The organism is Mesorhizobium sp. P2_A12 (genome assembly GCF_056405075.1).
Genome location: NZ_JBFUCU010000001.1, coordinates 624,638 through 651,133, shown reverse-complemented (window position 1 = coordinate 651,133; position 26,496 = coordinate 624,638). Strand labels below are relative to the sequence as shown.

Genomic DNA, 26,496 nt, shown 5'->3' with positions numbered 1-26,496 from the left:
TAGCCGAAACCGCTGACGAGAATTGACAGCGGCTGACGCCAGCAATCCGGGGGCGACGCTGATCGACGCACTTCTTTCGGCCTCCGCGGCCGGCATCATCGAGCTTCTCTCGCCCTACCCGCCGGGCTGGGGCGGAGCTCTCTTGGTTGGACTGCTCCATTCGATCGAGATCGCGCTGGGCGCCACGTGCCTAGGTCTTCTGATCGGCACCGGCGGCGCCTATGGCAAGCTCTATGGCGGACCGGTGGTGCGCGATCTCTTGGCCGTCTACACCACCATCGTGCGCGCCGTGCCCGAACTGGTGCTGATCCTGCTGCTGTATTATGCCGGAACCGACCTGATCAACCAGGCGCTGACGGCAATGGGATATCAGCGCGTCGACATCAGCGGCCTTGCCGCCGGCATCGCCGTGCTCGGCTTTGTCCAGGGCGCCTATTCGACCGAAGTGATACGCGGCGCGATCCTGGCCATTCCTCAGGGGCAAATTGAAGCTGCCCGCGCGTATGGCATGTCTCCCGGCCTGCTGTTGCGACGCATCACCTTGCCGGCCATGCTGCCCTTCGCCATACCGGGCCTCGCCAATCTCTGGCTGATCGCCACCAAGGACACCGCGCTGCTGGCAGTCGTCGGCTTCTATGAACTGGCGCTGGCGACGCGGCAGGCCGCGGGCGTCACCAAGGCCTATTTCACCTTCTTTTTCGCAGCCGCCATGCTCTATCTGCTGCTGTCGCTGTTTTCCAATCTGATCATCGGCCGTATCGAGGCCTGGTCGCGGCGCGGCATGCCTTCGCTCAAGGAGGCGCGCTGATGGCTGGTGACGCGGCCATCATCAATGTCGTCGCGCGGACGTCGCTGTGGCTGCAGCCGCACCGCATCGTGCTGATCCTGATCGCACTCGGCTTGGTCCTGGGGGCCACCTTTTTCATGCGCTGGGACTGGCTGCCGCAATATTATGAAATGGGGTTGCTCGGCATCTGGCGCTCGCTGTGGATCCTGGCCGTCACCTGCGTGCTGGGCTTCCTGCTCGCCGTGCCGCTGGGGCTGGCGCAAGCGACCGGCTCGTTCTGGTTCGCCGCACCCGCCAAGGTCTTCTGCACGGTGATCCGGGGCACGCCGCTGCTGATCCAGCTGTGGCTGCTTTATTACGGCCTCGGCTCGCTGTTTCCGCAATATCCGTGGATCCGCGAATCCTGGATGTGGCCGTATCTGCGGCAGGCTTGGCCCTATGGCGTGCTGGCGCTGACCCTCTCTTTCGCCGGTTATGAGGGCGAGGTGATGCGCGGCGCCTTCGCCGGCGTTCCCAAGGGCCAGCTCGAGGCCGCTCGCGCCTTTGGCATGACCCGCTGGAAGACATTTCGGCGCATCTGGCTGCCACAGGCGTTCTATCGTGCGCTGCCGACGCTGACCGGCGAAACCGTGCTGCAATTGAAGTCGACGCCGCTGGTGGCGACAATCAGCGTCATCGATATCTTCGCCGTTTCGTCCAAGGTGCGGCAGGACACCTACCTGACCTACGAACCCTTGCTGCTGCTGGCGCTGATCTACATGACGATCACCGGCATTCTGGTCTTCGCCTTCAGCAGGATCGAGGCGCGGATCCCCAACAAGATCGGCTAGTGAGGTGCGTGGAGCGAATTGCGGGTAGAAGCGGCGCACCGCATCCTCTATTCACTAGCCACCACTCCCTACCCACTTAGAGGCAGCCATGATGCAACTCAGTCTCGACCAGGCGAAAGGACTTTGCCGGATGGCGGCGCTCGGCGCCGGCGCCAATGAGGAAGCGGCGCAATCGCTCACCGCCTCGATCATCGCCGCCGAGTCGGAAGGGCTTTCGACCGTCGGGCTGTCGCATTTCATCGATTATCTCGAGGCGCTTGAAGCCGGACGCATCGACGGCAATGCCGACCCGGTGATCACCCGGCCGGCGCTGGCGGTCTATCTCTCCGACGCACGCGGCGGGCTGGCGCATACCGGCTTCGACCGCACCATCGACGACCTCGCCAAGGCGGCAAAGCTGTTCGGCGTTGCCATCTTCTCGCAAAAGAACGCGTATACATGCGGCGCGCTCGGCTACTTCACCGGCAGGCTGGCAGAACTTGGGCTGGTGTCGTTCGCCGCTACCAATGGCCCGGCCGTTCTTGCCGGCTCGGGCTCGGTCAAGCCGGTCTACTGCACCAACCCGATGTCGTTTGCAGCACCTGCCGCCGACGGCGCGCCGCTGGTCATCGACCAGTCGTCGAGTGCTACCGCCTTCGTCAACATCCGCAAGGCGGCGGAAGACGGCAAAAAAATTCCCGAAGGCTGGGCGCTGGATGCCAGCGGCAACCCGACCACCGATCCGGCCGCCGCCATGAAAGGCGCCATGCTTGCCTTCGGCGGCCAGCGCGGCGCCAACATCGCGCTGATGGTCGAAGTGCTGGCGGCTGGCCTGTCGGGCGCCAACTGGTCGCTCGACGCGCCATGGTTCACCGGCGGACCGGACAGTCCAGGAACCGGGCTGTTCGTGCTTGCCGTCGAGCCCAAGCTGCTCGATCCCGACTTTGAGCAGCGCATGAAGGACCAACTCGACCGGCTGCGGCGGCGCTTCGGCGTGCATGTGCCCGGGCGTGCCCGGGCCGAAGCCGCCGAGAAGGCGCAGGCGCGGGGCATCACCGCGCCGAAGGCGGTGGTGCAGCGCATTTCCGAATTCGCCGAGCGCTATTCTTCCTGAAGCAGATGTTAGTAAGCTCGACCTGGATATCAAGAAATGATCTGGACCAAGCTGCTGGATATGCGAGACGATCAGCCTCTTTTTCGCGGATCGCTATTTCGGTACCGGAGGATGACGCCCAAAGAAGAAATCCTCGACTACATGCTTTTTGCAACGCATGAGGGGTCGGGCTTGGGTCTCGTTCGCGATTGTGGCTACGATGCAGGCAATGTTCTCGTGATTCTCCCAGAGGAAGCGAAAATGCAAGACAAGGGAGCCATTTCGCCTGAGTGGCTAAGTCGCCATTGGCAAAAATGGGTCGACCGCAGCTCCGCATCTGGCGAAGTCTGGGTTTGCACGGGTGGTCGCTCGGAGCCAGAGAAACTACCCGAAGAATAGCTGTTCGCAGCACGCCTGTTGAACCTTTTCCGGCGCGGCAACGACCAATGGGTGTCCGGGTCGGGTTTGCCCGGGCGGTGTCTTCAGTCGGATGCGTTTAGGGTCGGGGCGAGCGTATGCCGTCTCAGGTCAGCCGCCTCGTTGGACCCTGTCTCGACCGTTGCGTCACCCGGAAAACCCCGCTTCGGCGGGGTTTTCTGCGTTTCATCCTCCGCATGGGCCAAAACATGATGGTGAAAGTTAACTTTTGTTAACTTGACTTGATGGGAGCCATCGGGCGTTTGCAAGGAAATATCACAAAAACAGGAGCTACGATGTCCGTGACCACCGACGCCTCCCGCGGCAAGCTGATCGTTCCAGTGCTTGGCCGCCTGTATTCGTCGCTGCATGACGCCGGTGAAACCGTTCTTCGCGTCGTCGCCGGTGCGTTTCTCACCGTGCATGGCTCGCAGAAGATCACCAACCCTTTCGGCGCCGCCGAGATGGTCGAGGGCCTCGGCTTCTATCCCGGCGCCTTGTGGTCGTTGCTTCTGGCCTGCACGGAATTTTTCGGCGGCATCTTGATTGCCATCGGCCTTTTGACGCGGCCGGCCGCCTTTGCTGGCCTGTTCGTGCTGCTGGTCACGGTCTGGTTCCACTGGGTCACTATGGGCCAAGGCTTTTCGGGTGCCGAGAAGTCGCTTTTGTGGGCTGCGATCCTGCTCTTCTTCGTTATTCGCGGCGGCAACCGTCACTCGGTCGACACCCGCATCGGCAAGGCGTTCTGAAGCACTTTTGTTCTGACGCAATTCCGGACGGAAAACCGCTTCGCACTTTTCCTGGAATTGCTTGGAAACAAGGGCGGCAGCGACCACGCGTCGCCCTTTGCCTTTGGCGCGAAACGGATTATGAAACGGCTTCAGCCAAGCTTGCGAGCGCCGGAGCCAGCCATGACCGAAATCCTGCAGACCCCAAAGCTCGTCGTCGTCTTTGGCGGCTCAGGCTTTGTCGGCCGCCATGTCGTGCGCGCGCTGGCCAAGCGCGGCTATCGCATCCGGGTCGCCTGCCGGCGGCCCGATCTCGCCGGTCACCTGCAGCCGCTCGGCAATGTCGGCCAGATCCAGCCGGTACAGGCCAATGTGCGCGTCCGCTGGTCGGTCGACCGCGCCGTGCAGGGTGCCGACCATGTCGTCAATCTGGTCGCCATCCTGCATCAGAGCGGCCGGCAGAAGTTCTCTACCGTGCATGAGTTTGGTGCCCGCGCGGTGGCCGAAGCGGCGCGCGCCGTCGGCGCCGGCCTCACCCATATCTCGGCGCTTGGCGCCGATCTGGAGTCCGAATCGGACTACGCACGCACCAAGGCGCTTGGTGAAAAGGCCGTCCTGGAGACGATCAAGGACGCCGTGATCTTCCGGCCGTCGATCATTTTCGGGCCCGAGGACAGCTTCTTCAACCGCTTCGCCGGCATGGCGCGCTATTCGCCGGTGCTGCCGCTGATCGGCGGCGGCCAGACCAAGTTCCAGCCGGTCTATGTCGGCGACGTCGCCGAAGCGGTGGCGCGCTCGGTCGACGGCAAGGTCGATGGCGGCCAGATCTACGAGCTTGGCGGCCCCAAGGTGCTGACCTTCAAGGAGTGCATGGAAGAACTGCTTGACGTGATCGAACGCAAGCGCCTACTGGTGCCGGTGCCGTGGTGGGTGGCGAATATCCAGGCCTCGATCCTCGGCCTCTTGCCCAATCCGCTGCTGACCAAGGACCAGGTGATGCAGCTGCGCGAGCACAACATCGTTTCGGACGCGGCGGCCAAGGCCAACCGGACATTGGCCGGGCTCGGCATCCAGCCGCAATCGATCGCCACGATCCTGCCCAGCTACCTCTGGCGCTTCCGTGCCGCCGGCCAGTTCCAGCAGCGCAAGCCCGCGGCTTAATTCGGCATTCCTAAGGTGTGTTGAGATTCAGGTCAGGTTGAGGTCGGTGGGTTCCGAGAACCGGAGCGGGGCGTACTTGAAGGACGTGAGCACCGGAAGCGCAGAAAGCCATCGTTCGCAGGCCAGCATCACCTGAATATCGGCGCACCTAACGCGGCGTTACCTGCATCGGTAAGCCGCCTTGCGGCTGCGTGGTCAGCTTCTGCACCGGCCAGGGTTTCGTTTCGGCCGTGGTGTCGAAGCGGAAGCGCGACAGCATGATGGCGAGCGCGATGATCGCCTCCTGCATGGCGAAGCTGGCGCCGATACAGACGCGCGGGCCCGCGCCAAACGGCAGATACTGGAAGCGGTCGATCTTCTCGCGATTTCCCGGATGGAAGCGCTCAGGCAGGAAGGCGTTGGGCCGGTCCCACAGTTTCCTGTGGCGATGGACGACCCACGGCATGACCAGCACCGCGGCGTGTTTCGGGATATAAAGATCGTTCCACATTTCCGGTTCGATCGGCTCGCGATTGATCGACGGCGCCGGCGGGTAGAGCCTGAGCGCCTCGTCGAAAGCCGCACGCGTGAACGGCATGGCGTCGAGCCATTTCGTCGGATCGGGCTCGCGCGCCAGCAACTGGTCAATCTCCTGCTCGACCCTGTCGCGCTCCCATGGCGATTCCGCGAGACAGTAAAGCGTCCAGCCGAGTGCGCGCGCCGTGGTCTCGTGGCCGGCGCCGATGAAGGTGATGATGTTGTCCTCGACCTCGGCCCGCGTCAGCCCTTCGGGGCCTTCGGCCTTGAGCAGCAGCGTCAGGAAATCCTGCGGTACGGCATCGGGATCGCGCTTGAATTTCTCTTCACGCATCTTGACCGTGTCGGTGACGATCTTGCGGAAATAGGCCATGGTCTTGCGACCACGGATGCGGGTGAGACGCGGCAACCAGTCTGGTGCGCGCAACAGGTCGAGCGGATCGACGCGGCCCATGGTCTCGAACAGGCGGTCGATTTCGTTACCGAAACTGCCCGGCTCGCCTGATATCTCGCCGGAGAACAGCGTTTCGGCCAGGATGTCGTAGGTGAGCAGCGTCATGTCGTGGGCGATGTCGGACGTGCCGCCACCCTCATAGCGGGTGACGAATTCTTGCGTGCGCCTGAGCATCGGCTGGGCGAAGCCGAAGATGTGGCGTGGCGTGAACACCGGCGCCATCGCCTTGCGAGACCGCTTCCAGACCTCGCCCTCGGCGGTCAGCAGGCCATCGCGCAGGATCGGCCGCAGGATCTTCTGGCGCACCGTCGCCATCTTGTAGTTCTTGGCATTGTCGACCAGCACATGGCGGATGAGGCCGGGATCGTTGGCGACGACCAGATGTCCACCAATGCCATTCACCGAAATCCAGGGCTCGTTGTAGGTATGCTCACCCCACAGTTCGAGCGGGTTGCGGTAGACGATGCGGATCATCTCCAGCGTCGAGGGCGGCGTCGTGCGCGGCTTCGGCGCCGGGGGAACGAAGGGGGCGGGCTGGACGTCCATGGAGTGCTCCGCTGATACCTCAATGTAGTGGCTGGCAATCCAGGCGTCCATGTGGCCGAACGGCATCCTGAAATATGACGGCAGACAAGCTGTTCAGCCAATTGTGACTGCTCCCCTGGAAGTGCTGCCTTGTCCGCAGCCGCGCTCTGCCGTAGGTGACAGTCACCAACAGATACTGCCCATCGAAGGAGCCCGTATTGAAGCACCAGCTGAACATCATCATCGGCAGCACGCGGCCCGGCCGTGCCGGACCGGTTTTTGCCGAATGGCTGGAGGCATTCGCGCGCGAACACGGGAAATTCGAACCGGTGCTGACCGACATCGCCGCGTTCAATCTGCCGGTTCTGGACGAGCCGCATCACCCGAAGCTTGGCAACTATCAGAACGACCACACCAAGGCCTGGTCGAAGGCGATCGATGCTGCCGACGCCTTCGTCTTCGTGGCGCCGGAATACAATTATTTCGCCGCCCCGGCGATCATCAACGCGGTCGACCATCTCGCCCGCGAGTGGAAATACAAACCCGCCGCCATCTTCAGCTACGGCGGCGCCTCCGGCGGCCTGCGCGCGGCGCAAGCGCTCAAGCCGCTGCTGACTGCGGTGGGTGTAATGCCGATCTCCGAAGGTGTTTCCTTGCCGCTCTATCAGAAACTGCTCGAGCACGACGGCTCTTTCCGGGCCAGCGAGCAGGTGCAGGGCGGAGCCAAGACCATGCTGGACGAGCTGTTGCGCTGGAGCGAGGCCCTGAAGCCGATGCGGGCGGCCTGAAGGAGCCGGTTTTCGGCCAAAGACCCGGCTTGCTCGCGCGATAAAGTGGTGGAATGGTTGGCGAACGACTGAGCCGGGGGGGCGGTTCGACTTGCGCTTGCTGTTTGCCTTGCTGCTGATGCTTACGACCACCGCCATCGCGGTGGCGGAGCGGCGCGTGGCGCTGGTCATCGCGGACGACGACTACCGCATGGTCCGGCCGCTCGCCAATCCGATCAATGACGGCGAGGCGATGAAAGCGTCGCTGAAGAAGCTCGGCTTCGAGGTCGTTCTCGAAACCAACCGCGATCTCCGACGCATGCGCCGCGCGCTCGACGATTTTCGCCAGGATGGGAAAGGCGCCGACGTGGCGCTGGTCTACTTCTCCGGTCATGGCGTTGAAATCTCAGGCGACAACCGGCTGCTGCCGATCGATGCCGATGCCTCTTCGCTCGATGCGCTGGAGCAGACCAGCCTGCCTCTCGAAGAGGTGCGCGACGCGGTCGCCGCCACCGCCAAGGTCGGGCTGATCGTGCTCGACGCCTGCCGCAGCGATCCTTTCTCGGGAAGCAGAGGCGAAGGGCGCGGCGCGACGGCCCTGGCAAAGGATATCACTGAGAAGGTCAAGCCCGGGCTTGGCCGGATCGGCCGCGCCGAAAACATCCTGTTCGCCTTCTCGGCCGCCCCCGGCGAGACGGCGGCCGACGGCACCGGCCAGAATTCGCCGTTCACGACAGCGCTGATCAAATATCTCGGCACCGACGGTCTCGAGATCCGCTCGGTGCTGACTTTGGTTCAGCAGGAGGTCTATGACCTGTCGCGTGGAAAGCAGTTACCCTATGTCGAGAGCGGCCTGCCGAAACTGTTCTTTGCCGCAGCGGCCAAGGAGCATTTGCCGGAGCGCGAACGCCTGCTGCTCGCAATGGCCGATGTGACGCCGGAGATGCGCGGCGAAGTAGAGCAGATCGCCAGTGACGCCGACATGCCGCTGGCGCCGCTCTATGGCGCGCTGATCGGTTCCGACACCAGCAATTTGTCGGCGGACAGCCTGAATGCCCGGCTGCGTGAAGCGGCCGACGCCTTCGTCAAGGTGCGCAGCGAGATGAAGTCGCTCGCGGCCGATGATCCGCGAGTGACGGAATTGCGTCGGCAGGCCGAAGAGCAGCTGTCGCTCGGCGCCTTCGACGCAGCGCAGGCAAAGCTGGCGGAAGCGGCTAATATAGACGGGGTGTCGCGCAACGCGCTGAAGGTGAATTTCGTCGACCGCACGCTGTCGCAGGCCGCAACGGTATTCCTGTCGGCAGGCGCGGCGCGCGCCGACCTGAACTATGCGGCAGCCATCAACGGCTACGAATTCGTGCTGGCACTCTATGGCGAGGCCGGGCAGACCTCACTCAGCCTGGAACAGGCCGACCGACAGAGCCGCACGCTGGAGGAACTCGGTATCCTCTATACGACGGTCGGCAATATCGAGGCGGCCGGCCGCGCCTTTTCCGCGCTGTTGGCCAACCTCGAGCAGCGGTCGCTTCAGGAAACCGATCCCAGCGTCAAGCGCGATCTCGCCATCAGCCATATCAAGCTCGCCAACATAAGGATGGCGCAAGGCGACCTGCCAACCTCCCTGGAAAACTATGAGGCGGCCAGGGACATGCTGCAGAACCTGACCACAAATGTGCCAGACAAGAAAGGCTGGCTCGGCGATCTTGCCATGGCCAATGACAAGATCGGCAACGTGCTGGCGACGCAAGGCGATGTGGGCGCCGCCGCCCAAGCCTATCAACAAAGCCTCTCGATCAAGCAGCAGTTGGTCGATGCGGAGCCGGGCCGCGCCGATCTGCTCAATGATCTGACAATCACCTATGACGAAATCGGCGACCTTGCCCGTACCGCAGGCCAGTTGGACGGCGCCCAGACAGCGTTTGAAGAGAGCCTGAGAATTCGGTTGGCGCTGGCTGAGAACAAGCCCGATGACGCGCGGCTCCAACGCGCTGTCTCAGTCAGCCAAACCAGGATCGGCGATCTGCTGCGGGAGCGCGGCGACGCCGCCGGTGCGCTCGCGGCCTTCAACAAGAGCCAGGCGATCGCCGAAGAGCTGGTGCGCCGCGACCCCAACGATACCGACTTGAAGCGGGACCTGTCGATCGGTTACTCCAAAATCGGCAATGCTTACAGCGACCAGAAGGATTGGCCGCTCGCGCTGGAGGCCCACCAGCAGGCGCTGGCCACTGCGCGCGACCTTGCCGCCATCGATGTCGGCAACACGGAATGGCAGCGCGACCTGTCGGTGTGCCTCGAGCGGGTCGCCGAGGTGCTTAGAGTGCAGGGCGATGCCAGCGGTGCTCTGCAAAATTATCAGGACAGTCTTGCTATAGCCGACCGGCTGGCCAAGCTGGATCCTGCCAATTTGAACTGGCAACGCGATATTTCGATCACCCTGCAGAAGATCGGGTATCTGGAAATCGACCGACGTCACTTTGAGGGTTCCAAGGCGGCCTTCGAGGCCAGCCTCGCTATTGCCCGGAAATTGGCCCAGTCCGATCCGAACAATGCGATCTGGCAAATCGATCTGGCGCGCGCCTACGTCGCCTATGCCTATGTGGCGAGGGATCCGAAGGCCGCGCTGACCAAGGCGCTCAACCTGACGCTGGAGCTTGACCGGACGGGGCGGCTGGCGCCCGGAGACAAATTCATGATCAAATATTTGCGCAGCCTTCTCGCCAAATCCGGCGCCCGAAAAAAATAGCCGGCTGCCGGCTCGGGATTCACCCCGGAAATGCCTGCAAACCTTGGAAAAACCGCCTTTAGCGCCTATATCTAGGCAATATCAGAGGCGCGATTCGGTGCCGATTTTTAGCACCGTGCAAGCGGCATCCAGACAACAGGTTTTCATGAGCGATCAGATCGACAACAACAACGGCGCTGAAGCCGAATACGGCGCCGATTCCATCAAGGTTTTGAAGGGGTTGGATGCCGTCCGCAAACGCCCCGGCATGTATATCGGCGACACCGACGACGGTTCCGGCCTGCATCACATGGTCTATGAGGTGGTCGACAACGCCATCGACGAGGCCCTGGCCGGTCATGCCGACCTCGTCACCGTGACGCTCAACCCCGATGGTTCGGTCACCGTGATCGACAATGGCCGCGGCATTCCGACCGATATCCACACCGGCGAAGGCATTTCCGCTGCCGAAGTGATCATGACGCAGCTGCACGCCGGCGGCAAGTTCGACCAGAATTCCTACAAGGTGTCGGGCGGCCTGCACGGCGTCGGCGTCTCGGTGGTCAACGCGCTTTCGGCATGGCTGAAGCTCAAGATCCGCCGCAACGGCCAGATCTTCGAGATGAGCTTCACGCACGGCAATGCCGACGCGCCGCTGAAGGCGACGGGCAGCTATGAGCAAAACAAGGTTGCCGGCACCTATGAAGGACGCAGCGGCAGCGAGATCACCTTCTTCCCGTCGGCCGAAACCTTCACCATGGTCGAGTTCGACTTCGGCACGCTGGAACATCGGCTGCGCGAGCTTGCCTTCCTCAATTCCGGCGTGCGCATCGTTTTGACCGATGCCCGCCATGCCGACGTCGTGCGCCACGAGCTGCACTATGATGGCGGGCTGGAAGAGTTCGTCAAATATCTCGACCGGGTCAAGAAACCGCTGATCGACAAACCGATCGCCATCAAGGCCGAGCGCGACGGCATCACTGTCGAGGTGGCGATGTGGTGGAACGACAGCTACCACGAGAACGTGCTGGCCTTCACCAACAACATCCCGCAGCGCGACGGCGGCACCCATCTCGCCGGTTTCCGCGGTGCGCTGACCCGTCAGGTCACAGGCTATGGCGACTCCTCGGGCCTGACTAAGAAGGAAAAGGTCTCGCTGATCGGCGACGATTGCCGCGAGGGCCTGACGGCGGTGCTGTCGGTCAAGGTTCCCGACCCAAAATTCTCCTCGCAGACCAAGGACAAATTGGTCTCGTCGGAGGTCCGTCCGGTGGTCGAAGGGCTGGTCAACGAAGCGCTCGGCACCTGGCTGGAAGAACATCCGAGCGAGGGCAAGGTGGTCATTGAGAAGGTGATCCAGGCCGCGGCGGCGCGTGAAGCCGCGCGCAAGGCGCGCGACATCACCCGCAAGAGCTCGCTCGGCGTCACCTCGCTGCCCGGCAAGCTGGCCGACTGCCAGGAGCGCGATCCGGCAAAATCCGAAATCTTCATTGTCGAGGGCGATTCCGCCGGCGGCTCGGCCAAGGGCGGCCGTTCGCGCCAGAACCAGGCGATCCTGCCGTTGCGCGGCAAGATCCTCAATGTCGAACGGGCACGCTTCGACCGCATGCTCGGTTCCGACATGATCGGCACGCTCATCACCGCGCTCGGTACCTCGATCGGCAAGGACGAGTTCAACGCCGACAAGCTGCGCTACCACAAGATCATCCTGATGACCGACGCCGACGTCGACGGCGCCCACATCCGCACGTTGCTACTCACCTTCTTCTTCCGGCAGATGCCGGAACTGATCGAGCGCGGCCATCTCTACATCGCCCAGCCGCCGCTCTACAAAGTGACCCGCGGCAAGAGCTCGCAATACATCAAGGACGAGAGCGCCTTCGAGGAGTTCCTGATCGGCTCGGGACTCGAGGAAGCATCGCTTTCGCTGGGCTCCGGCGAGGTTCGCACCGGACAGGACCTGCGCAGCGCCATCGACGATGCGCTGGCGGTGCGCCAGCTGATCAACGGGCTGCACACGCGCTACAACAGAGGCGTGGTCGAACAGGCGGCGATCGCCGGCGGGCTCAACCCCGACGTCTTCGCAGATCTCGGTCGCGCCAATGTCATGGCGGAGCGGATTGCAAAACGCCTCGACATCATCGCCGAGGACACCGAGCGCGGCTGGACCGGCCGCATGTCGACTTCGAACGAAGGCGTCGGCGGCTATGTGTTCGAGCGTACGGTGCGCAGTGTCAAGGAATACGCGCATCTCGACCTGGCGCTGATCAATTCAGCCGATGCACGGCAGCTCGACCGCTACGCACCGCGCCTCAGCGAGGTCTACGGGACGCCACCGGTGCTGCGCCGCAAGGATGTCGCCGAAACCATCTCGGGGCCGCTGGCGCTGCTGAACGCGGTCTTTGCGACCGGCCGCAAGGGCCTGACCATGCAGCGCTACAAGGGTCTCGGCGAGATGAACGCCGAGCAGCTCTGGGAAACCACGCTCGACCCGAATGTGCGCTCGCTGCTGCAGGTCAAGGTCAACGACGCCACCGACGCCGACAGCCTGTTCTCGCGGCTGATGGGCGACGAGGTGGAGCCGAGGCGGGAGTTCATCCAGGACAACGCCTTGTCGGTCGCCAACCTGGACATTTGATCTACCTGGATATCTTCTCTCCGGCATTGGCGCGCTGCGGCGCGCCAATTGTTCCATCCGAGGCAAACAGAATCATTTCATAACCCGCCGGAACGGAAGCACCCGAGGGACATTGTGACAGTATCGATCACAATTTCTCACAGGAGGCCTTCATGGGACGCGGTATCTTGCTCTGGCTACTTGGAATCCCGATTCCAATCATCATTCTGATCATGCTTTTCGTACGGTAGGGGGAATTCATGCAGTCCACCCTATCGGCTGTCGACGTTTCCGCTTCCACTGAATCCTCCACTCCCGCCGTCAGTTGGGGGCCGATCATCGCCGGTGCCTTCGCGGCCTCCACGTTGACCTTGATCCTGATGTTGCTCGGCTCAGGGTTGGGGCTGACCATGGTGTCACCCTGGTCGGGCTCAGGCGCATCGGTCACCACATTCGCGGTGTCCACCGCTATCTGGCTCATCATCGTGCAATGGCTGTCCTCCGGTGTCGGCGGCTACCTTGCAGGGCGCCTGCGCACCAAATGGGTCGGCATCCACACCGACGAGGTCTATTTCCGTGACACCGCCCACGGCTTCCTCGCCTGGGCATTGGCCACCTTGCTCGTCGTCGGGGTGCTTGGCTCGGCCCTGTCCGCCGCGCTGGGGTCAGGCGTGCAGGCGGTCTCGACCGTCGCTTCGGGTGCCGCCAAGGGCACATCGGCGGGTGCTTCCGCCAACGGCGTTTCGAGCGACAATGCGACGTCTTATCTGGTGGATTCGCTGTTCCGCCCGGCCGATGCAGGCAAGCTCGCGGCGACCAATCCGGAGAGCGATGCCGCCGCAGTTGGGCAAGCCTCGCGCATCCTGATCGCCGGCGCTGCTGCCGGCGAGATTTCGGGCGACGACAAGACCTACCTGTCGCAACTGGTTGTTGCCCGCACCGGTCTGTCCGAGGCCGACGCCAAGGCGCGGGTCGACGCTCTTGTTGCGAAGGTCGAGGATGCCAAGGTCAAGGCCAAGCAAGCCGCAGACACAGCAAGGAAGGGCAGCGCGACCTTTGCGCTGCTTGGTGCTCTGTCGCTGGCCATCGGCGCCTTCATCGCAAGTGCCGCGGCTGCCCTCGGCGGCAGGCAGCGTGACGATGAGGAGTCGGTGTTCCTGACCGGCCGCTGATTCTGTAGCCGACGCAATCAATCCACTCCGGGCCAAACCCGGGGTGGATTTTTGTTTGAATTGCCAGGTAGCGCGGTGGGTTTCTCTGTTCTTATCATTCGGCAGTCGCCGGCGCTTGGCTCGGCTCCAGCTTGCGGCCAAGGTCGACAGCGTCGCGCAACACGGCAAGATGCGTGCGCGGCACAACGCCGGCCAACGCGGCGACCTCGACGCCGGTTGCCGCCAGCGACCAATAGAGCGTATGCGTGAAGATGCGGCCGAGGGAGCCGTGCAGCTCGACCCGGACGTTCTCCACGCCGGGGCCGAAATTCTCCGTCATCGGTCCGGAAATCGGGTCGCCGGTCAGCCAGCCATTGCCCCTGTCGAAGATGTTGGTCCATCGCGTTGCGGCAAACACCGCGCCATGATGCACCCCCCGTTGCGGTTTGCCTGAAGGACTGCGCCCTTGCTGATAGAGGATAGTGCCGCCGGCGGCCGCCCCTTGGGCGATTGGCGGACAGGCCGAGAACAACCGCTCCGCGATGCCGCGCCGGAACTCGGCGAGATCATATGTCACCAGAAACTCGCTGTGGGTCAGCGGACTGCCGAGTGTTACGAAATCGCTGATCTTCCATGGCAGCGGATGGTCGGCGTCTTTCGTACGCAGCTGTCGGTAGAGCTCCCACTGATCACGCCGGAAACCGGCGAGGTCGTCCAGCCTATCCGGCCACGCGGAACCGTCGGAACTGAGTGTCGCCTTGTCGATGGCGCGGATCGCCTTCAGTTTCGCCTTGGCGCGGATGGCCTCCAGTTTTCGGGGCCTGAAATCGGCCCACAATATCTGCAAGAGATCATAGGCGATCATCGATCCCAGACTGTGCGAGACGAGCACGATCCGGTCGTAGGTATCGTCCATCATCAGGCGCTTCAGCAGCTTCAGGCCGCGGTCACGGATCAGCGCGCGCTTCTCGACCGTCGCCGCTTCCGCACGCACATAGGCGGCGACATCGCCGAAATAGGGAAGGCCGAACCGGTCGACCGACCAGATAACGAATGAGGCCAGGATCGTGACGAGCACGCCGGCGGCCCAGGACATGTAGCCTTGCCAAACCGACGTCGCCAGCGCCAGCGTCGCGCACAGGACGACGATGACGGCAAACAGGGTGACGAGATAGAGCTTGCGGGCGTCGCGCGGAATGTCGGCGGGCTTGCGCCACAGCAGGTTCGTCACCCAGGCCGCGAGCCGGCCCCGTGTCGTGCCTTGCGTGATGTCGGCCCAGTAAAGCTCGTAGAAATCGGTGCGACGGCCATCGACATCGTAAGGCGTCGTGATGCGGCGAAGTTCGTACGAATTTGTCCGGCTGTCGGGTGTGATCCAGCTCTGGTTGATCTTCGCGCCAGCGGGGTCGGCCGGATCGGCGACATGGGCATAAAACGGCGCACGGGCGGGGTCATGGCTCCAGACCGCCTGGACAAAGCCCCGCAGCGTATCCATGGGCCGCTGTTCGCCCATGCCATGCACGATCACCACCGCCTGGCTGAGCTTGCGCGGCGCTTTTGGGGTGGCCTGCGATGCGATGGGGTCGGGCACCAACGTCTCCGTTGACGACAATCCCGTCGACGAGGACGGGCATTCGTCATCGTAGCCCCGAAACCGCCGTCAAGCCAAGAAAAAGCCCGGCGCGAGGCCGGGCGTTTCTTGGCGTGGCTCTGCGCTGATCCGCTGATCAGTGATCCATGGCCTTGACGATCTCCTCGGTCATCTTCTTGGCGTCGCCGAGCAGCATCATGGTGCCGTCCTTGTAGAACAGCGTGTTGTCGATGCCGGCATAGCCGGAGCCGAGCGAGCGCTTGACGAACAGGCAGGTGCGGGCCTTGTCGACGTCGAGGATCGGCATGCCGTAGATCGGCGACGACTTGTCGTCGCGTGCGGACGGGTTGGTGACGTCGTTGGCGCCGATGACATAGGCGACATCGGCCTGCGCGAATTCGGAGTTGATGTCCTCGAGCTCGAACACCTCGTCGTACGGCACGTTGGCCTCGGCCAAGAGCACGTTCATGTGGCCAGGCATGCGGCCGGCGACAGGATGAATGGCGTATTTGACGTCGACGCCGTTGGCCTTGAGCTTGTCAGCCATCTCGCGCAGCGCGTGCTGAGCCTGGGCGACCGCCATGCCGTAGCCCGGCACGATGATGACCTTCTGCGCGTTCATCATCAGATAGGCCGCATCGTCGGCCGAACCCTGCTTGACCGTGCGCTCGATGCCGTCATCCGCCGCTGCCGCCGTCTCGCCGCCGAAGCCGCCGAGGATGACCGAGATGAAGGAGCGGTTCATGCCCTTGCACATGATGTAGGACAGGATCGCGCCGGACGAGCCGACCAGCGCACCGGTGATGATGAGCGCCAGATTGCCGAGCGTGAAGCCAAGGGCGGCCGCTGCCCAGCCGGAATAGGAGTTGAGCATCGAGACGACGACCGGCATGTCGGCGCCGCCGATCGGAATGATGAGCAGGATACCCAGCACCAGCGATGCCGCGACGATCAGCCAGAACACCAGCTTCGATTCCGTGCCGACCAGAAGCACGATCAGCACGATCAGAGCGATGCCAAGCGCGGCGTTGATGAAGTGCCGGCCGCCGATCATGATCGGCTTGCCCGACATGCGTCCGTCGAGCTTCAGGAAGGCGATGACCGAGCCCGTGAAGGTGATGGCGCCAATGGCGACGCCAAGGCTCATCTCGATCAGCGCCTGGGCGTGGATATCGGCGACGGTGCCGATGCCAAAACTTTCAGGCGCATAGATGGCGGCAGCTGCCACCATGACGGCGGCAAGGCCGACCAGCGAGTGGAAGGCGGCAACCAGCTGCGGCATCGAGGTCATGGCGATGCGCCGCGCGGTGACCGCGCCGACCGAGCCGCCGATCAGCAGACCAAGAATGATGAGACCGAAGCGCGGGGCGGATGGCGTCGCCAGCGCTAGCGTGGTGGCAATGGCAATGCCCATGCCGATCATGCCGTAGAGGTTGCCCTGGCGGCTGGTGGTCGGATGCGACAGGCCGCGCAGCGCCATGATGAACAGGACGCCGGAAACCAGATAGAGGAAGGACGCGAAGTTGGCGTTCATGGCGCTCTACTTGTCCTTCTTCTTGTACATGGCCAGCATGCGCTGGGTGACGAGGAAGCCGCCGAAGATGTTGACCGACACCAGCATCAGCGCGACGAAGCCGAAGCCGGCGGCAATGCCGGAGGCGGCGATGCCGACGGCAAGCAGGGCTCCGACGACAATGACCGACGAGATGGCGTTGGTGACGGCCATCAGCGGTGTGTGCAGCGCCGGCGTGACGGACCAGACGACATAGTAGCCGACGAAGATCGCCAGCACGAAGATGGCGAAACGGAAGACGAAGGGATCGATGGCGCCGCCGGACAGCGCATGCGCGGCATCACCCGCCGCTTCGGCACCGCCGGGCGCCGTTGCCATGTTCTGTACCGCCAGCCGAACGGCGGCGGAGGCCTGGTCGAGCTGATCGAGGGCTTTCTGCAGGGTCTGATCCATCACGCAATGCCTTTCGACTTCGACGAGGGCGACTTGGGTGCGGCCGGTTTCTTGGGCGCGGCCTTCTTTGCAGCGGGTTTGGCCGAAGCGTCGGCGACCATGGTGGTGGCTGGGATCGCGGCGGGTTCGACATGAGGCTGCTGGTCGGCCTTGGCGAAGGCCGGATGAACGACCTTGCCGCCATCGGTCAGCATCGTTGCCTTGACCAGATCGTCATCGCGGTTGATCGCAAGCGTCTTGGTGGTCTTGTCGACCAGCGTCTCGAGGAAAGCGAACAGGTTCTTGGCGTAAAGCAGCGAGGCGGATGCGGCGACGCGGCCCGGCACATTGAGATGGCCGACGATCTTGACGTTGTTGGCCGTGGTGACGACCTTGCCGGCTTCAGCGCCCTCGACATTGCCGCCGCGCTCGACCGCCAGATCGACGAGCACCGAGCCCGGCTTCATCGAGGCGACCATGGCCGCCGACACCAGCTTCGGCGCCGGCCGACCGGGAATCAACGCCGTGGTGATGACGATGTCCTGCTTGGCGATGTGCTCGGCGGTGAGCGCCGCCTGCTTGGCCTGATATTCCTTCGACATTTCCTTGGCGTAGCCGCCAGCCGTCTCGGCCGCCTTGAATTCGTCATCCTCGACCGCGAGGAATTTTGCGCCGAGCGAGGCGACCTGTTCCTTGGCGGCGGGGCGCACGTCGGTGGCGGTGACGACCGCACCGAGGCGACGCGCGGTGGCGATCGCCTGCAGGCCGGCGACGCCGACGCCCATGATGAAGACCTTCGCCGCCGGCACCGTGCCCGCCGCCGTCATCATCATCGGCAAGGCGCGATCATATTCCGAAGCGCCGTCGATGACCGCCTGATAGCCGGCGAGATTGGCCTGCGAGGACAGCACATCCATCGACTGGGCGCGGGTGATGCGCGGCATGAACTCCATCGAGAAGGCGGTGACACCGGCTTTGGCCAGGGCCGCGACTGCGGCGTCATTGCCATAGGGATCCATGATGGCGATGACAGCCGTACCGGGCTTGTAGCCCTTCAGCTCGGTATCCGTCGGCCGGCGGACCTTCAGCACCACATTGGCCTTGGCGACATCGCCAGCCTTGCCGATGGCGGCACCTGCCTTGGCGAATTCCTCGTCGGGGATACGCGACCTCGTGCCGGCACCGGTCTCGACGACGACATCGAAGCCAAGCCCCGCCAGCCGTTTAACCGTGTCGGGCGAAGCCGCCACGCGCGGCTCGTTGGCATCGAGTTCACGAGGGATGAAAACCGTCTGTCCCACCGCATGATCCTTTCGGCCGGAAGCTGTTTCCCGCAAGACGCCGACCGGCCTCGCGGCGGCGCCGTGGACAAGGTATCGGAAAAATCTATCGGAGGATAAAGGCGCCGGCGGCCAGAATCAGAATGAACAGGATGGTCGCCGAAAAGAAGCCGCCCGCAAAGAAGCCGAAAGCCATCGCCACCAGTATGGCGCCGCAAAAGAGCGATCCGTATTTGGCCAGCATGAGAAAGCCCGCATAGGTGCGGTCATGCTCGGCATAGTCCATCTTCGCGCCCAGTTCGACAGGACCGGTCGGCGTGTGATCAGCCATAGCAATACCCCTTCGAAGACATCTTTCAGGCACATAGCGAAAAGCCGGGCCGAGAGCAATGGCGCTATTGCCGCATCGCAGCCGACAACTGCCTCAAAGGAAAATTGAAGCCGGCTCCCCGAACCCGACCACAGGCGGCACCGGCGACCCTGTCAGCGGAACTCAACGCGCTGTGATAATTTCACATTTTCGGCGACATCAGCCATCGCATGCAGGAAGATGCACCCGAAGCGATCGTCGCCGCGACGCTGCGTTCTTCGCCGGCTGACGGACGCTTCAGCCGGCAAGATGGGGGAAAAGCCCGAGCAGACCGACGACGATCAGATAGAGCGCGACAATGTAGTTCAACAGCCGAGGCATGATGAGAATCAGCACGCCGGCGATCAGCGAGATGAGCGGCGTGAGCGCGAGCTGCGAGATGTGCATGTCGGGTTCCTTCAAAGACTGCGCGGCGATGCCCGGGGCGCGGCAGCGCCCTTGACGTCATCCAGAACGCGGAAGTGGCCGGAAAGCTCCAGGCGCTTCGCGAAAATCGCGCGGCCTCAGGCGGCTTCGCGATAATATTTCGCTGTCGGCACGATGGACAAGGGTGTCAGTCGGTTGATGGCCGGATTGGCAAACATCAGCCGCTGTTCGGTCGGCGTCGACCTGAAGAATGGGAACCGTTCGAGTGTCAGGCGCATGTTTTCGCCGGCAGGGATTTCGAACAATGCGATCGGAGTAAGAACGCCCGGAAACTCTTTGCCCTCGGTCCTCTGCACGGCATTGAAGTAACGGGCATAAAAATTGGAATGCTCGATCTTGACCGGCGTAAGCACCGAATCCTGGCCAAAGTAGCGCGATGCCACCATGGCAAGCCGGAGTGTCAGAAAAGGCAGCACTCCGGGCGCCGGCGCGCTGTCGGGATCGGTTGCGAACCGGGTTCCGTCGATGAAGGTTTCTCCGCGGGCAAGTCGCTCGATCAGTATTTCCGGATAGGCATCGACGGAGGGCGAATACGGGTGCTCGCTGGAAATGTAATGGAAGCGGATCGTGCTGACCAATTCGCCATAGCAATAGACACCGAACCGGTAGGAATTGGGCAGATTGTCCCAGCGATCCTCGAACATACCGCTGGCGATCGGACCGCACATGCCTGAGCGCAGGTAGGATTTATAGCGAAGTCGGTAGATCGCCTCCAGATCCTCGCCTCCTGTAATAAGGCGATAATCGACATGCTCCAGCAGTTGCATGATCGATCGGTTCAACACCGAATCCCCAGCCGTGCTGACCCCGCCAGACGCACTCCCTACAGCCCGTGCAGCATCCATTGTCTGTCCTCGAAAATTCCGCCTGCGGATAGGCTATTCGAGCTGAAATGAGACACAAGCTGAAATTCCGATATTGTTGATTTACCTTCTGTTAACGTTAACGGCCGGGCGTCCGTTTGGAAATGTCTACTGATGATTACCTCGCGTGAGGAGGAGGCCGCCAAGAGCCAACTTCGAAAAGCAGGATACTAACTGGCTGTCCGCTTGCCGGTGAGGCGCAGGTCAGCGACGAATGGCCAGGTGGCACTCGACATCGTCTCGATACCCGACGCACTAAGCGCGGCGCCGAAGAGGAAGCCTTGCACGAGATCCGGTTTGACCTGCAAGGCCAGGATCTTGAGCTGCTCGAAGGTCTCTACACCTTCGACGGTCACGGAAAGTCCGAGCGGCCGTGACAAATTGACAATGCCCTTGAGCAGTTCGAGCGAGCGGCTGTTCTGAGTGACGTCTATCAGGAACGAACGGTCGATCTTGATCTTGTCGAGCGGCAGCTTGTGCAGGTAGCTCAGGCTCGAATAGCCGGTGCCGAAGTCGTCGAGCGCAATGCGCACGCCAAGCTGCTTCAGCTCCTCGATGTACTGGCGCGTCAGCGACTTGTCGTCGAGCAGCGCCGTTTCGGTGACCTCGATCTCCAGCCGACCGGCGGCGAGGCTGGAGCTGATCAACGCGTCACGAACCTTCTGGACGACGTCGCGGCTGCGGAAATCCTTGGCGGAGAGATTGACCGAGACGCTCGTCTGGTCCGGCCATTTGGCGCATTCGGTGCAGGCCGCCTGCAGCACGAAGGTGCTGATCTCGGAAATGATGCCCATTTCCTCGGCCAGCGGGATGAAGATGCTGGGCGAGATCGGCCCGAGATCTGGATGATCCCAGCGGCACAGCGCCTCGCAGCTGGCGATACGCATGGTGTTCATCGCCACGATCGGCTGATAGACCACCCGCAGGGCCTTGCTTTCTACGGCGGTGCGCAGATCCGCCTTCATCAGCTGACGGTTGCGGAAGGCGGCATCCATCGAGGCCTCGAACAGCCGCCAGCTGTTCTTGCCGAGTTCCTTGGCCTTGTAGAGCGCCAGGTCCGCCTTGACGATCATGGCGTCGACATCGGTATCCTTGACCCGCGACAGCACCGCGCCGCCGCTGGCCTGGATACGCAGCCCGTGACCGGCGACGTCGACCTCCCCCTGCAGGCCGGCGAAAATCTCGTCGAGCTGGCCGGTCAGATGGCTCTCGTCCTCGACGCGGTCGAAGAAGATCATGAATTCGTCGCCGCCGAAACGGCTGACCGTGATGCCTTGCCCGGCAATGGCGGCAAGCCGCTCGGCGACGGCGTAGATCAACCCGTCGCCGATCGGGTGCCCAAGCGTGTCGTTGACGCTCTTGAAATCGTCGAGGTCGAGCACTGCCAGCCCGCAGAGACGGTCGCCGTCGCCGGACGCCATGGCCTCGCCGACCAGTTCGTGGAAATAGGCCCGGTTGGGCAGGCCGGTGAGGTTGTCGTAGCGGGCCATGAAGCGGATCTTGTCTTCCGCCTCGACACGGGCGGTGACGTCCTCGAAGGTAATGACGCCCAACTCCTGGCTGCCCTCGCGAGCCGAGAATTCATAGTGCTGGCCGTTGGCGAGCGAAACCAGCACCTTGCGGTCGCGGCCTTCGCGCAGGGCGCGCGTCAGCTGGGCCTCGATATAGCGGCAATCCTTCGGCGCCAGCATGCCGCCGGCGACACCGCGCATCAACAGACCGTGGATCGACCGCCCGAGCAGCGCATCCGGTGACTTGAGCGACATCAGATGCGCGGCCTCGGCATTCGCCACCGCCACGCGGCCGTTCGGGCCGAGCATGACAAGGCCGTGCGACATGGTGTTGAGGGCGCGATCGAACCTGAGGGCGAGCTTCCTCGCTTCCTTGTGGCCAATGACGGCCGAGAAAAGCACGTTGCGGACGTGATCGGCGCTGTTGATGGTGATGAAAGTCAACGGGATGATCATCAACCCGAGAACGACCGAAGGGATATCCATGCGCAGCAAGAGTGCAAGTGCCGCCGGACCAATGAAGGTCACGGAAAAAATCCGCACCATGCGCGGAGATCCGTAGTTCCGGCCAACAACCGTGACCAGGGTAGCAATGGCCAGCGACGTCGCGGCCAGTTCGGCAAAGGGATCTGGATACACATAGATCGAAATGAAGCATAGCGCGCCCAACCCGAGGCCCTGCAGGCTGCCCTTCAGGATGTAGTTGCGCTCCCACCGCTGCGCCTCGTCGACATTGGCTATGACACCGCCCGCCTTGCGGAAGGCGCGAATGCCGAAGTAGCGGAAGAGGCTGATGGACAGTAGAGTAAAAGAGAAAGCCAGGAACAACGGATTATGCGTGCGAAAGTAGATCATGAATCCGAGGATCCAGTAGCACACGCCGCCAATCACCAGCATGTGGGCGTTGTCGAACAACGACCGCACAAACTGGATATAAACATCCGGTGGGATGTTTTCGGTCTTTGTCCTGCCCATATCGTCGGCCCAACGCTAAGCCCTGTCATGCCACGTCCGCCTTAAGAAAGGCTTAGAACAGTGGTTTCGGCTCGGTTGCCGAGGGCGCGCAGATGCAGGATCGGCTGGGAAACTGGGCTTCAGGTAAACAAGGCGTATCGATCATTCGGCAGCCTGAAGTTTCGGCCGTGCCGGCGTGTTCGACAGACGTTCGAGCAGCCTTTGGCGTTCGCCGGCGGCCCTTTCTGCGCTGGCCTGGCGGACGTGGCCATAGCCGCGAATGAGAGCCGGCACCGAGGCAAGGGCAATTGCCGCATCGACCCCGGCCGGCGCCAGCGATCTGGCGACGAGGTCCAGATCCGCCTCGTACTGCGCAAGAAGCTGCCGCTCCCTGCGCCGCTCGGCGGTGTAGCCGAACAGGTCGAAGGCGGTGCCGCGCACGCCTTTCATCGCCGCCAGCAGGCGAAAACCCTTCATCATCCAGGGGCCGAAGCTCGATTTCCTCGGTGTGCCGTCATTGCCGCGGCGGCCCATGATCGGCGGGGCGAGATGGAATTCGAGTTTCTCGTAACTCTGGAACTGCTTGCCCAATTCGGCGGCAAAGGAGCCATCGGTGTAGAGCCGCGCCACCTCGTACTCGTCCTTGATGGCCATCAGCTTGAACAGGTTCCTGGCGGCAGCCTCCGACACCGCGGTCGAACCGGGCACGGCCTTGGCTTCGGCCGCGCGCAGGACGGCGATCCTTTCGGCATAACGCCTGCCGTAGGCGGCATTCTGGTAGGCGGTCAGGAAAGCGACGCGGCGGGCAATGATGTCATCCAGCGTCTCGGCGATCGCGGCGGCCTGTCCGGTCTTGCCCGGCTGGGCGACGAGGTCTCGCACGAAATCCGGCTGATGGGCGGCACGGCGGCCCCAGCGGAAGGCGGCGATGTTCATCGCCACGGCTTCGCCATTGAGCTCGATCGCCTTCTCGACAGCCTCGGCCGACAGCGGCAAGCCGCCGTGCTGGAAGGCAAAGCCGAGCATGAACATGTTGGCGCCGAGCGAATTGCCGAACAGCGCGGTGGCGGTGCGCGTTGCGTCGAAGAAATGCGCCTTGCCGTCGCCGGCGGCGGCGCGGATCGCCTTCTTCAGGCGCTCGACCGGCAATGAGAAATCGGCCGACCGGGCGAATTCGCCGGGCATGATCTCGGCTGTGTTGGCGAGAAAGATGGTGTGGCCCTCGCGCACCGCCGTCAGCACCTTCTTGGCGCCAGACACAACGAGATCGCAGCCAAGCACGAGATCGGCCTTGCCGGCCGAGACGCGGATGGCGTGGATATCGTCAGGGGTGCGGGCGATGCGGACATGGGTGAACACCGAGCCGCCCTTCTGGGCGAGGCCGGCCATGTCGATCATGCCGCAGCCCTTGTCCTCGAGATGGGCCGCCATGCCGAGCACCGCACCGACGGTGACGACGCCGGTGCCGCCGACGCCGTCGATGATCGCCGCCCAGCCCTGCTCGCCAAGCGGAAATTCGGCGGGCGTCGGCACGCCGTCGAGCGGGTCGGCCTTGCCAGCCGTACCCTCGGCCTTGCGGATCTTGGCGCCGTGCACGGTGACGAAGGACGGGCAGAAGCCGTTGACGCAGGAGAAATCCTTGTTGCAGCTCGACTGGTCGATCCTGCGCTTGCGGCCGAATTCGGTCTCGACCGGCTGGATCGAAACGCAGTTCGATTGCACGCCGCAATCGCCGCAGCCTTCACAGACCAGTTCGTTGATGAAGACCCGCTTGTCGGGATCGGGAAAGGTGCCGCGCTTGCGGCGGCGGCGCTTTTCGGCCGCGCAGGTCTGGTCGTAGAGCAGCACCGACACGCCTTTGACGCCGCGCAGCTCGCGCTGGACGAGATCGAGGTCGTCGCGGTGATGGATGGTGGCGCCGGCTGGGAATTCGACCTTGCCAGCATATTTGTCCGGCTCGTCGGTGACGATGGCGATGCGGTCGATCCCTTCGGCTCGCACTTGCCTGGCGATCATGTCGACGGTCAGGCCGCCTTCGTGCGGCTGGCCGCCGGTCATGGCGACGGCGTCGTTGTAGAGGATCTTGTAGGTGATGTTGGCGTCGGTCGATAGTGCGAAGCGGATCGCCAGCGTCCCGGAATGGTTGTAGGTGCCGTCGCCGAGATTCTGGAAGATGTGGTCGCGCTTCGAGAACGGCGCCTGGCCGACCCATTGCGCACCCTCGCCGCCCATCGCGGTGAAGCCGAGGGTGTTGCGGTCCATCCACAGCGCCATGAAGTGGCAACCGATGCCGGCAGCGGCGATCGACCCGTCCGGCACCTTGGTCGAGGAATTGTGCGGGCAGCCGGAACAGAAGAACGGCATGCGCGAGCCGATGTCGGTGGCATCCGCAAGCATCGCCTGGAACTGGCGCAGCTTTGCCACCCGCGCCGAAATCTCTTCCGACGGACCGATCGTCCGCACGATCCTCTCGCCAAGCGCGATGGCGATCTCGTTGGGGTCGAGCGCGCCCTTGGCCGGAAACAACCAGTCGCCACGCTCGTCCTTCTTGCCGACAATGACCGGCTGCGAGGCGGTGCCGTAAAGACTTTCGCGCAATTGCACCTCGATCAGCGAGCGCTTCTCCTCGACGACGACGATGGTGTCGAGGCCGCGGGCGAAGTCGGCGATATGCTGCAGGTCGAGCGGCCAGGGGCAGCCGACCTTGAACAGCCGCACGCCGATGCGGTTGGCGGCCGCCTCGTCGATGCCGATGTCCTCCAGTGCCTGGCGGACATCGAGATAGCTCTTGCCCAGCGTGATGATGCCGAGCTTCGGGTTGCGGCCGCCCGAATAGACGATGCGGTTCAGCCCGTTGGCATGGATAAAGGCGGAGGCAGCGGCGCGCTTGTATTCATGCAGCCGCTCCTCCTGGCCGAGCATGTCGATCTCGTGGCGGATGTTGAGACCGCCGGGCGGCATGTCGAAATCGGGCACGACGATGTTCAGCCGTTCGAGCGAGGCATCGACCGAGGCCGTCGATTCGATGTTGTCCTTGACGCATTTGATCGCCGCCCAGGTGCCAGCAAAGCGCGACATGGCAAAGCCGTAGAGGCCGTAATCGATGATCTCCTGGACGCCGGCCGGGTTGAGGATCGGCACCATGGTGTCGACGAACAGGAATTCGGTGGCGTGCGCGTTGGTCGATGATTCGGCCATGTGGTCGTCGCCCATCAGGGCGAGCACACCGCCATGTTTGGACGAGCCGGCGAGATTGGCGTGGCGGAACACATCTCCCGAACGATCCACGCCCGGCCCCTTGCCGTACCAGACCGAAAAGACGCCATCATGGGTGCCCTCGCCCAGCAGTTCCGCCTGCTGCGATCCCCAGCAAGCGGTGGCGGCAAGCTCCTCGTTAAGGCCGGGCTGGAAGACAATATCGGCCTGGGCGAGCTGCTTCTTGGCCTTCCACAACTGCATATCGAGGCCGCCGAGCGGCGAGCCGCGATAGCCGGAAACGAAGCCCGCCGTGTTGAGGCCGGCGCGGCGGTCGCGCTCGCGCTGCATCAGAAGCATGCGGATGACCGCCTGCGCACCGGACAGGAAGATGCGCTCCTTTGCGAGGTCGAACTTGTCGTCGAGCGCGACATCATGCAGCGTCATCAGGCATTTCCTCTGCGGAGGCCGCGTGGGAGCAGGCAGCCAACGTTCGGAGTCGGATGACGCATCCTTTCTCCCCTTGCAAGGCAGGTCAAACAAAATCGAAGGTACCAGGCGACGCGCAACGAACGGTCCGCGGCGATCCCGAATCGGGTGCAAAACCGATCCAC

At 63.2% G+C, this 26,496-nt stretch carries 20 protein-coding genes; 10 read left to right on the top strand and 10 right to left on the bottom strand.

The window, feature by feature from the left end; translation table 11 throughout:
* Window positions 1-94: 94 nt before the first annotated feature.
* The 6 genes from AC1DZU_RS03125 to AC1DZU_RS03100 all read left to right on the top strand — a co-directional run bounded on the left by AC1DZU_RS03125 (window position 95) and on the right by AC1DZU_RS03100 (window position 4,995).
* On the top strand, window positions 95-808 hold the full coding sequence (locus AC1DZU_RS03125) for an ABC transporter permease (protein WP_477282212.1): 714 nt from the start codon (window positions 95-97) through the stop codon (window positions 806-808).
* Window positions 808-1,617 carry an ABC transporter permease gene (locus AC1DZU_RS03120; RefSeq protein ID WP_477281623.1) on the top strand — a complete coding sequence of 270 codons (810 nt, stop codon included), beginning with the start codon at window positions 808-810 and terminating at the stop codon, window positions 1,615-1,617. Before AC1DZU_RS03125 ends, AC1DZU_RS03120 begins: the two co-directional genes overlap by 1 nt.
* A 91-nt stretch (window positions 1,618-1,708) precedes the next feature.
* The gene (locus tag AC1DZU_RS03115; RefSeq protein ID WP_477282210.1) at window positions 1,709-2,710 is read left to right on the top strand and encodes an Ldh family oxidoreductase; all 1,002 of its coding nucleotides are present in this window, start codon (window positions 1,709-1,711) and stop codon (window positions 2,708-2,710) included.
* Window positions 2,711-2,746: 36 nt separating this feature from the next.
* Window positions 2,747-3,088, top strand: coding sequence for an Imm45 family immunity protein (imm45, locus tag AC1DZU_RS03110; protein WP_477281621.1), 342 nt, complete (start codon window positions 2,747-2,749; stop codon window positions 3,086-3,088).
* A 314-nt stretch (window positions 3,089-3,402) separates the two neighbouring features.
* Entirely contained in the window at window positions 3,403-3,855 is a 453-nt protein-coding gene (locus tag AC1DZU_RS03105) for a DoxX family protein (protein ID WP_477281619.1), read from the top strand.
* 162 nt (window positions 3,856-4,017) lie between these two features.
* Window positions 4,018-4,995: a complex I NDUFA9 subunit family protein gene (locus tag AC1DZU_RS03100; protein ID WP_477281617.1), complete on the top strand. Its 978-nt coding sequence runs from the start codon at window positions 4,018-4,020 to the stop codon at window positions 4,993-4,995.
* A gap of 148 nt (window positions 4,996-5,143) precedes the next feature.
* On the opposite strand, the gene AC1DZU_RS03095 is transcribed toward AC1DZU_RS03100, so the two are convergent.
* The gene (locus AC1DZU_RS03095; protein ID WP_477281614.1) at window positions 5,144-6,511 is read right to left on the bottom strand and encodes a cytochrome P450; all 1,368 of its coding nucleotides are present in this window, start codon (window positions 6,509-6,511) and stop codon (window positions 5,144-5,146) included.
* Between the two features lie 197 nt (window positions 6,512-6,708).
* On the opposite strand from AC1DZU_RS03095, the gene AC1DZU_RS03090 reads away from it, so the two are divergent.
* The 4 genes from AC1DZU_RS03090 (at window position 6,709) to AC1DZU_RS03075 (ending at window position 13,768) form a co-directional block, all read left to right on the top strand.
* Window positions 6,709-7,278, top strand: a complete 570-nt coding sequence (locus AC1DZU_RS03090) for an NADPH-dependent FMN reductase (RefSeq protein ID WP_477281612.1) — start codon at window positions 6,709-6,711, stop codon at window positions 7,276-7,278.
* Window positions 7,279-7,369: 91 nt separating this feature from the next.
* Window positions 7,370-10,000, top strand: coding sequence for a caspase family protein (locus AC1DZU_RS03085; RefSeq protein ID WP_477281610.1), 2,631 nt, complete (start codon window positions 7,370-7,372; stop codon window positions 9,998-10,000).
* Window positions 10,001-10,145: 145 nt separating this feature from the next.
* Window positions 10,146-12,617: a DNA topoisomerase (ATP-hydrolyzing) subunit B gene (gene gyrB / locus AC1DZU_RS03080; protein ID WP_477281608.1), complete on the top strand. Its 2,472-nt coding sequence runs from the start codon at window positions 10,146-10,148 to the stop codon at window positions 12,615-12,617.
* 239 nt (window positions 12,618-12,856) lie between these two features.
* Window positions 12,857-13,768: a hypothetical protein gene (locus AC1DZU_RS03075; protein ID WP_477281606.1), complete on the top strand. Its 912-nt coding sequence runs from the start codon at window positions 12,857-12,859 to the stop codon at window positions 13,766-13,768.
* 94 nt (window positions 13,769-13,862) lie between these two features.
* Here AC1DZU_RS03075 and AC1DZU_RS03070 read toward each other — a convergent pair whose 3' ends face one another.
* The 9 genes from AC1DZU_RS03070 to AC1DZU_RS03030 form a co-directional block, all read right to left on the bottom strand.
* Window positions 13,863-15,338 carry a hypothetical protein gene (locus AC1DZU_RS03070; RefSeq protein ID WP_477281604.1) on the bottom strand — a complete coding sequence of 492 codons (1,476 nt, stop codon included), beginning with the start codon at window positions 15,336-15,338 and terminating at the stop codon, window positions 13,863-13,865.
* Window positions 15,339-15,474: 136 nt separating this feature from the next.
* Window positions 15,475-16,872 carry an NAD(P)(+) transhydrogenase (Re/Si-specific) subunit beta gene (locus AC1DZU_RS03065; RefSeq protein ID WP_477281602.1) on the bottom strand — a complete coding sequence of 466 codons (1,398 nt, stop codon included), beginning with the start codon at window positions 16,870-16,872 and terminating at the stop codon, window positions 15,475-15,477.
* A 6-nt stretch (window positions 16,873-16,878) separates the two neighbouring features.
* A complete protein-coding gene (locus AC1DZU_RS03060; protein WP_091581083.1) occupies window positions 16,879-17,304 on the bottom strand; it encodes a proton-translocating transhydrogenase family protein in 426 nt (141 codons plus the stop codon).
* A complete protein-coding gene (locus tag AC1DZU_RS03055) occupies window positions 17,304-18,584 on the bottom strand; it encodes a Re/Si-specific NAD(P)(+) transhydrogenase subunit alpha (RefSeq protein ID WP_457152755.1) in 1,281 nt (426 codons plus the stop codon). The genes AC1DZU_RS03060 and AC1DZU_RS03055 overlap by 1 nt, the downstream gene beginning before the upstream one ends.
* Window positions 18,585-18,669: 85 nt before the next feature.
* A complete protein-coding gene (locus AC1DZU_RS03050; protein ID WP_477281599.1) occupies window positions 18,670-18,894 on the bottom strand; it encodes an aa3-type cytochrome c oxidase subunit IV in 225 nt (74 codons plus the stop codon).
* A 276-nt stretch (window positions 18,895-19,170) separates the two neighbouring features.
* Complete coding sequence (locus AC1DZU_RS03045) at window positions 19,171-19,320, bottom strand: DUF3096 domain-containing protein (protein ID WP_019862764.1); 150 nt, start codon at window positions 19,318-19,320, stop codon at window positions 19,171-19,173.
* 116 nt (window positions 19,321-19,436) lie between these two features.
* Window positions 19,437-20,144 carry an N-acyl amino acid synthase FeeM domain-containing protein gene (locus AC1DZU_RS03040; RefSeq protein ID WP_477225572.1) on the bottom strand — a complete coding sequence of 236 codons (708 nt, stop codon included), beginning with the start codon at window positions 20,142-20,144 and terminating at the stop codon, window positions 19,437-19,439.
* Window positions 20,145-20,392: 248 nt separating this feature from the next.
* Window positions 20,393-22,708: a putative bifunctional diguanylate cyclase/phosphodiesterase gene (locus AC1DZU_RS03035; RefSeq protein WP_477281596.1), complete on the bottom strand. Its 2,316-nt coding sequence runs from the start codon at window positions 22,706-22,708 to the stop codon at window positions 20,393-20,395.
* A gap of 141 nt (window positions 22,709-22,849) precedes the next feature.
* Complete coding sequence (locus tag AC1DZU_RS03030) at window positions 22,850-26,329, bottom strand: indolepyruvate ferredoxin oxidoreductase family protein (RefSeq protein WP_477281594.1); 3,480 nt, start codon at window positions 26,327-26,329, stop codon at window positions 22,850-22,852.
* Between the last annotated feature and the right edge of the window lie 167 nt (window positions 26,330-26,496).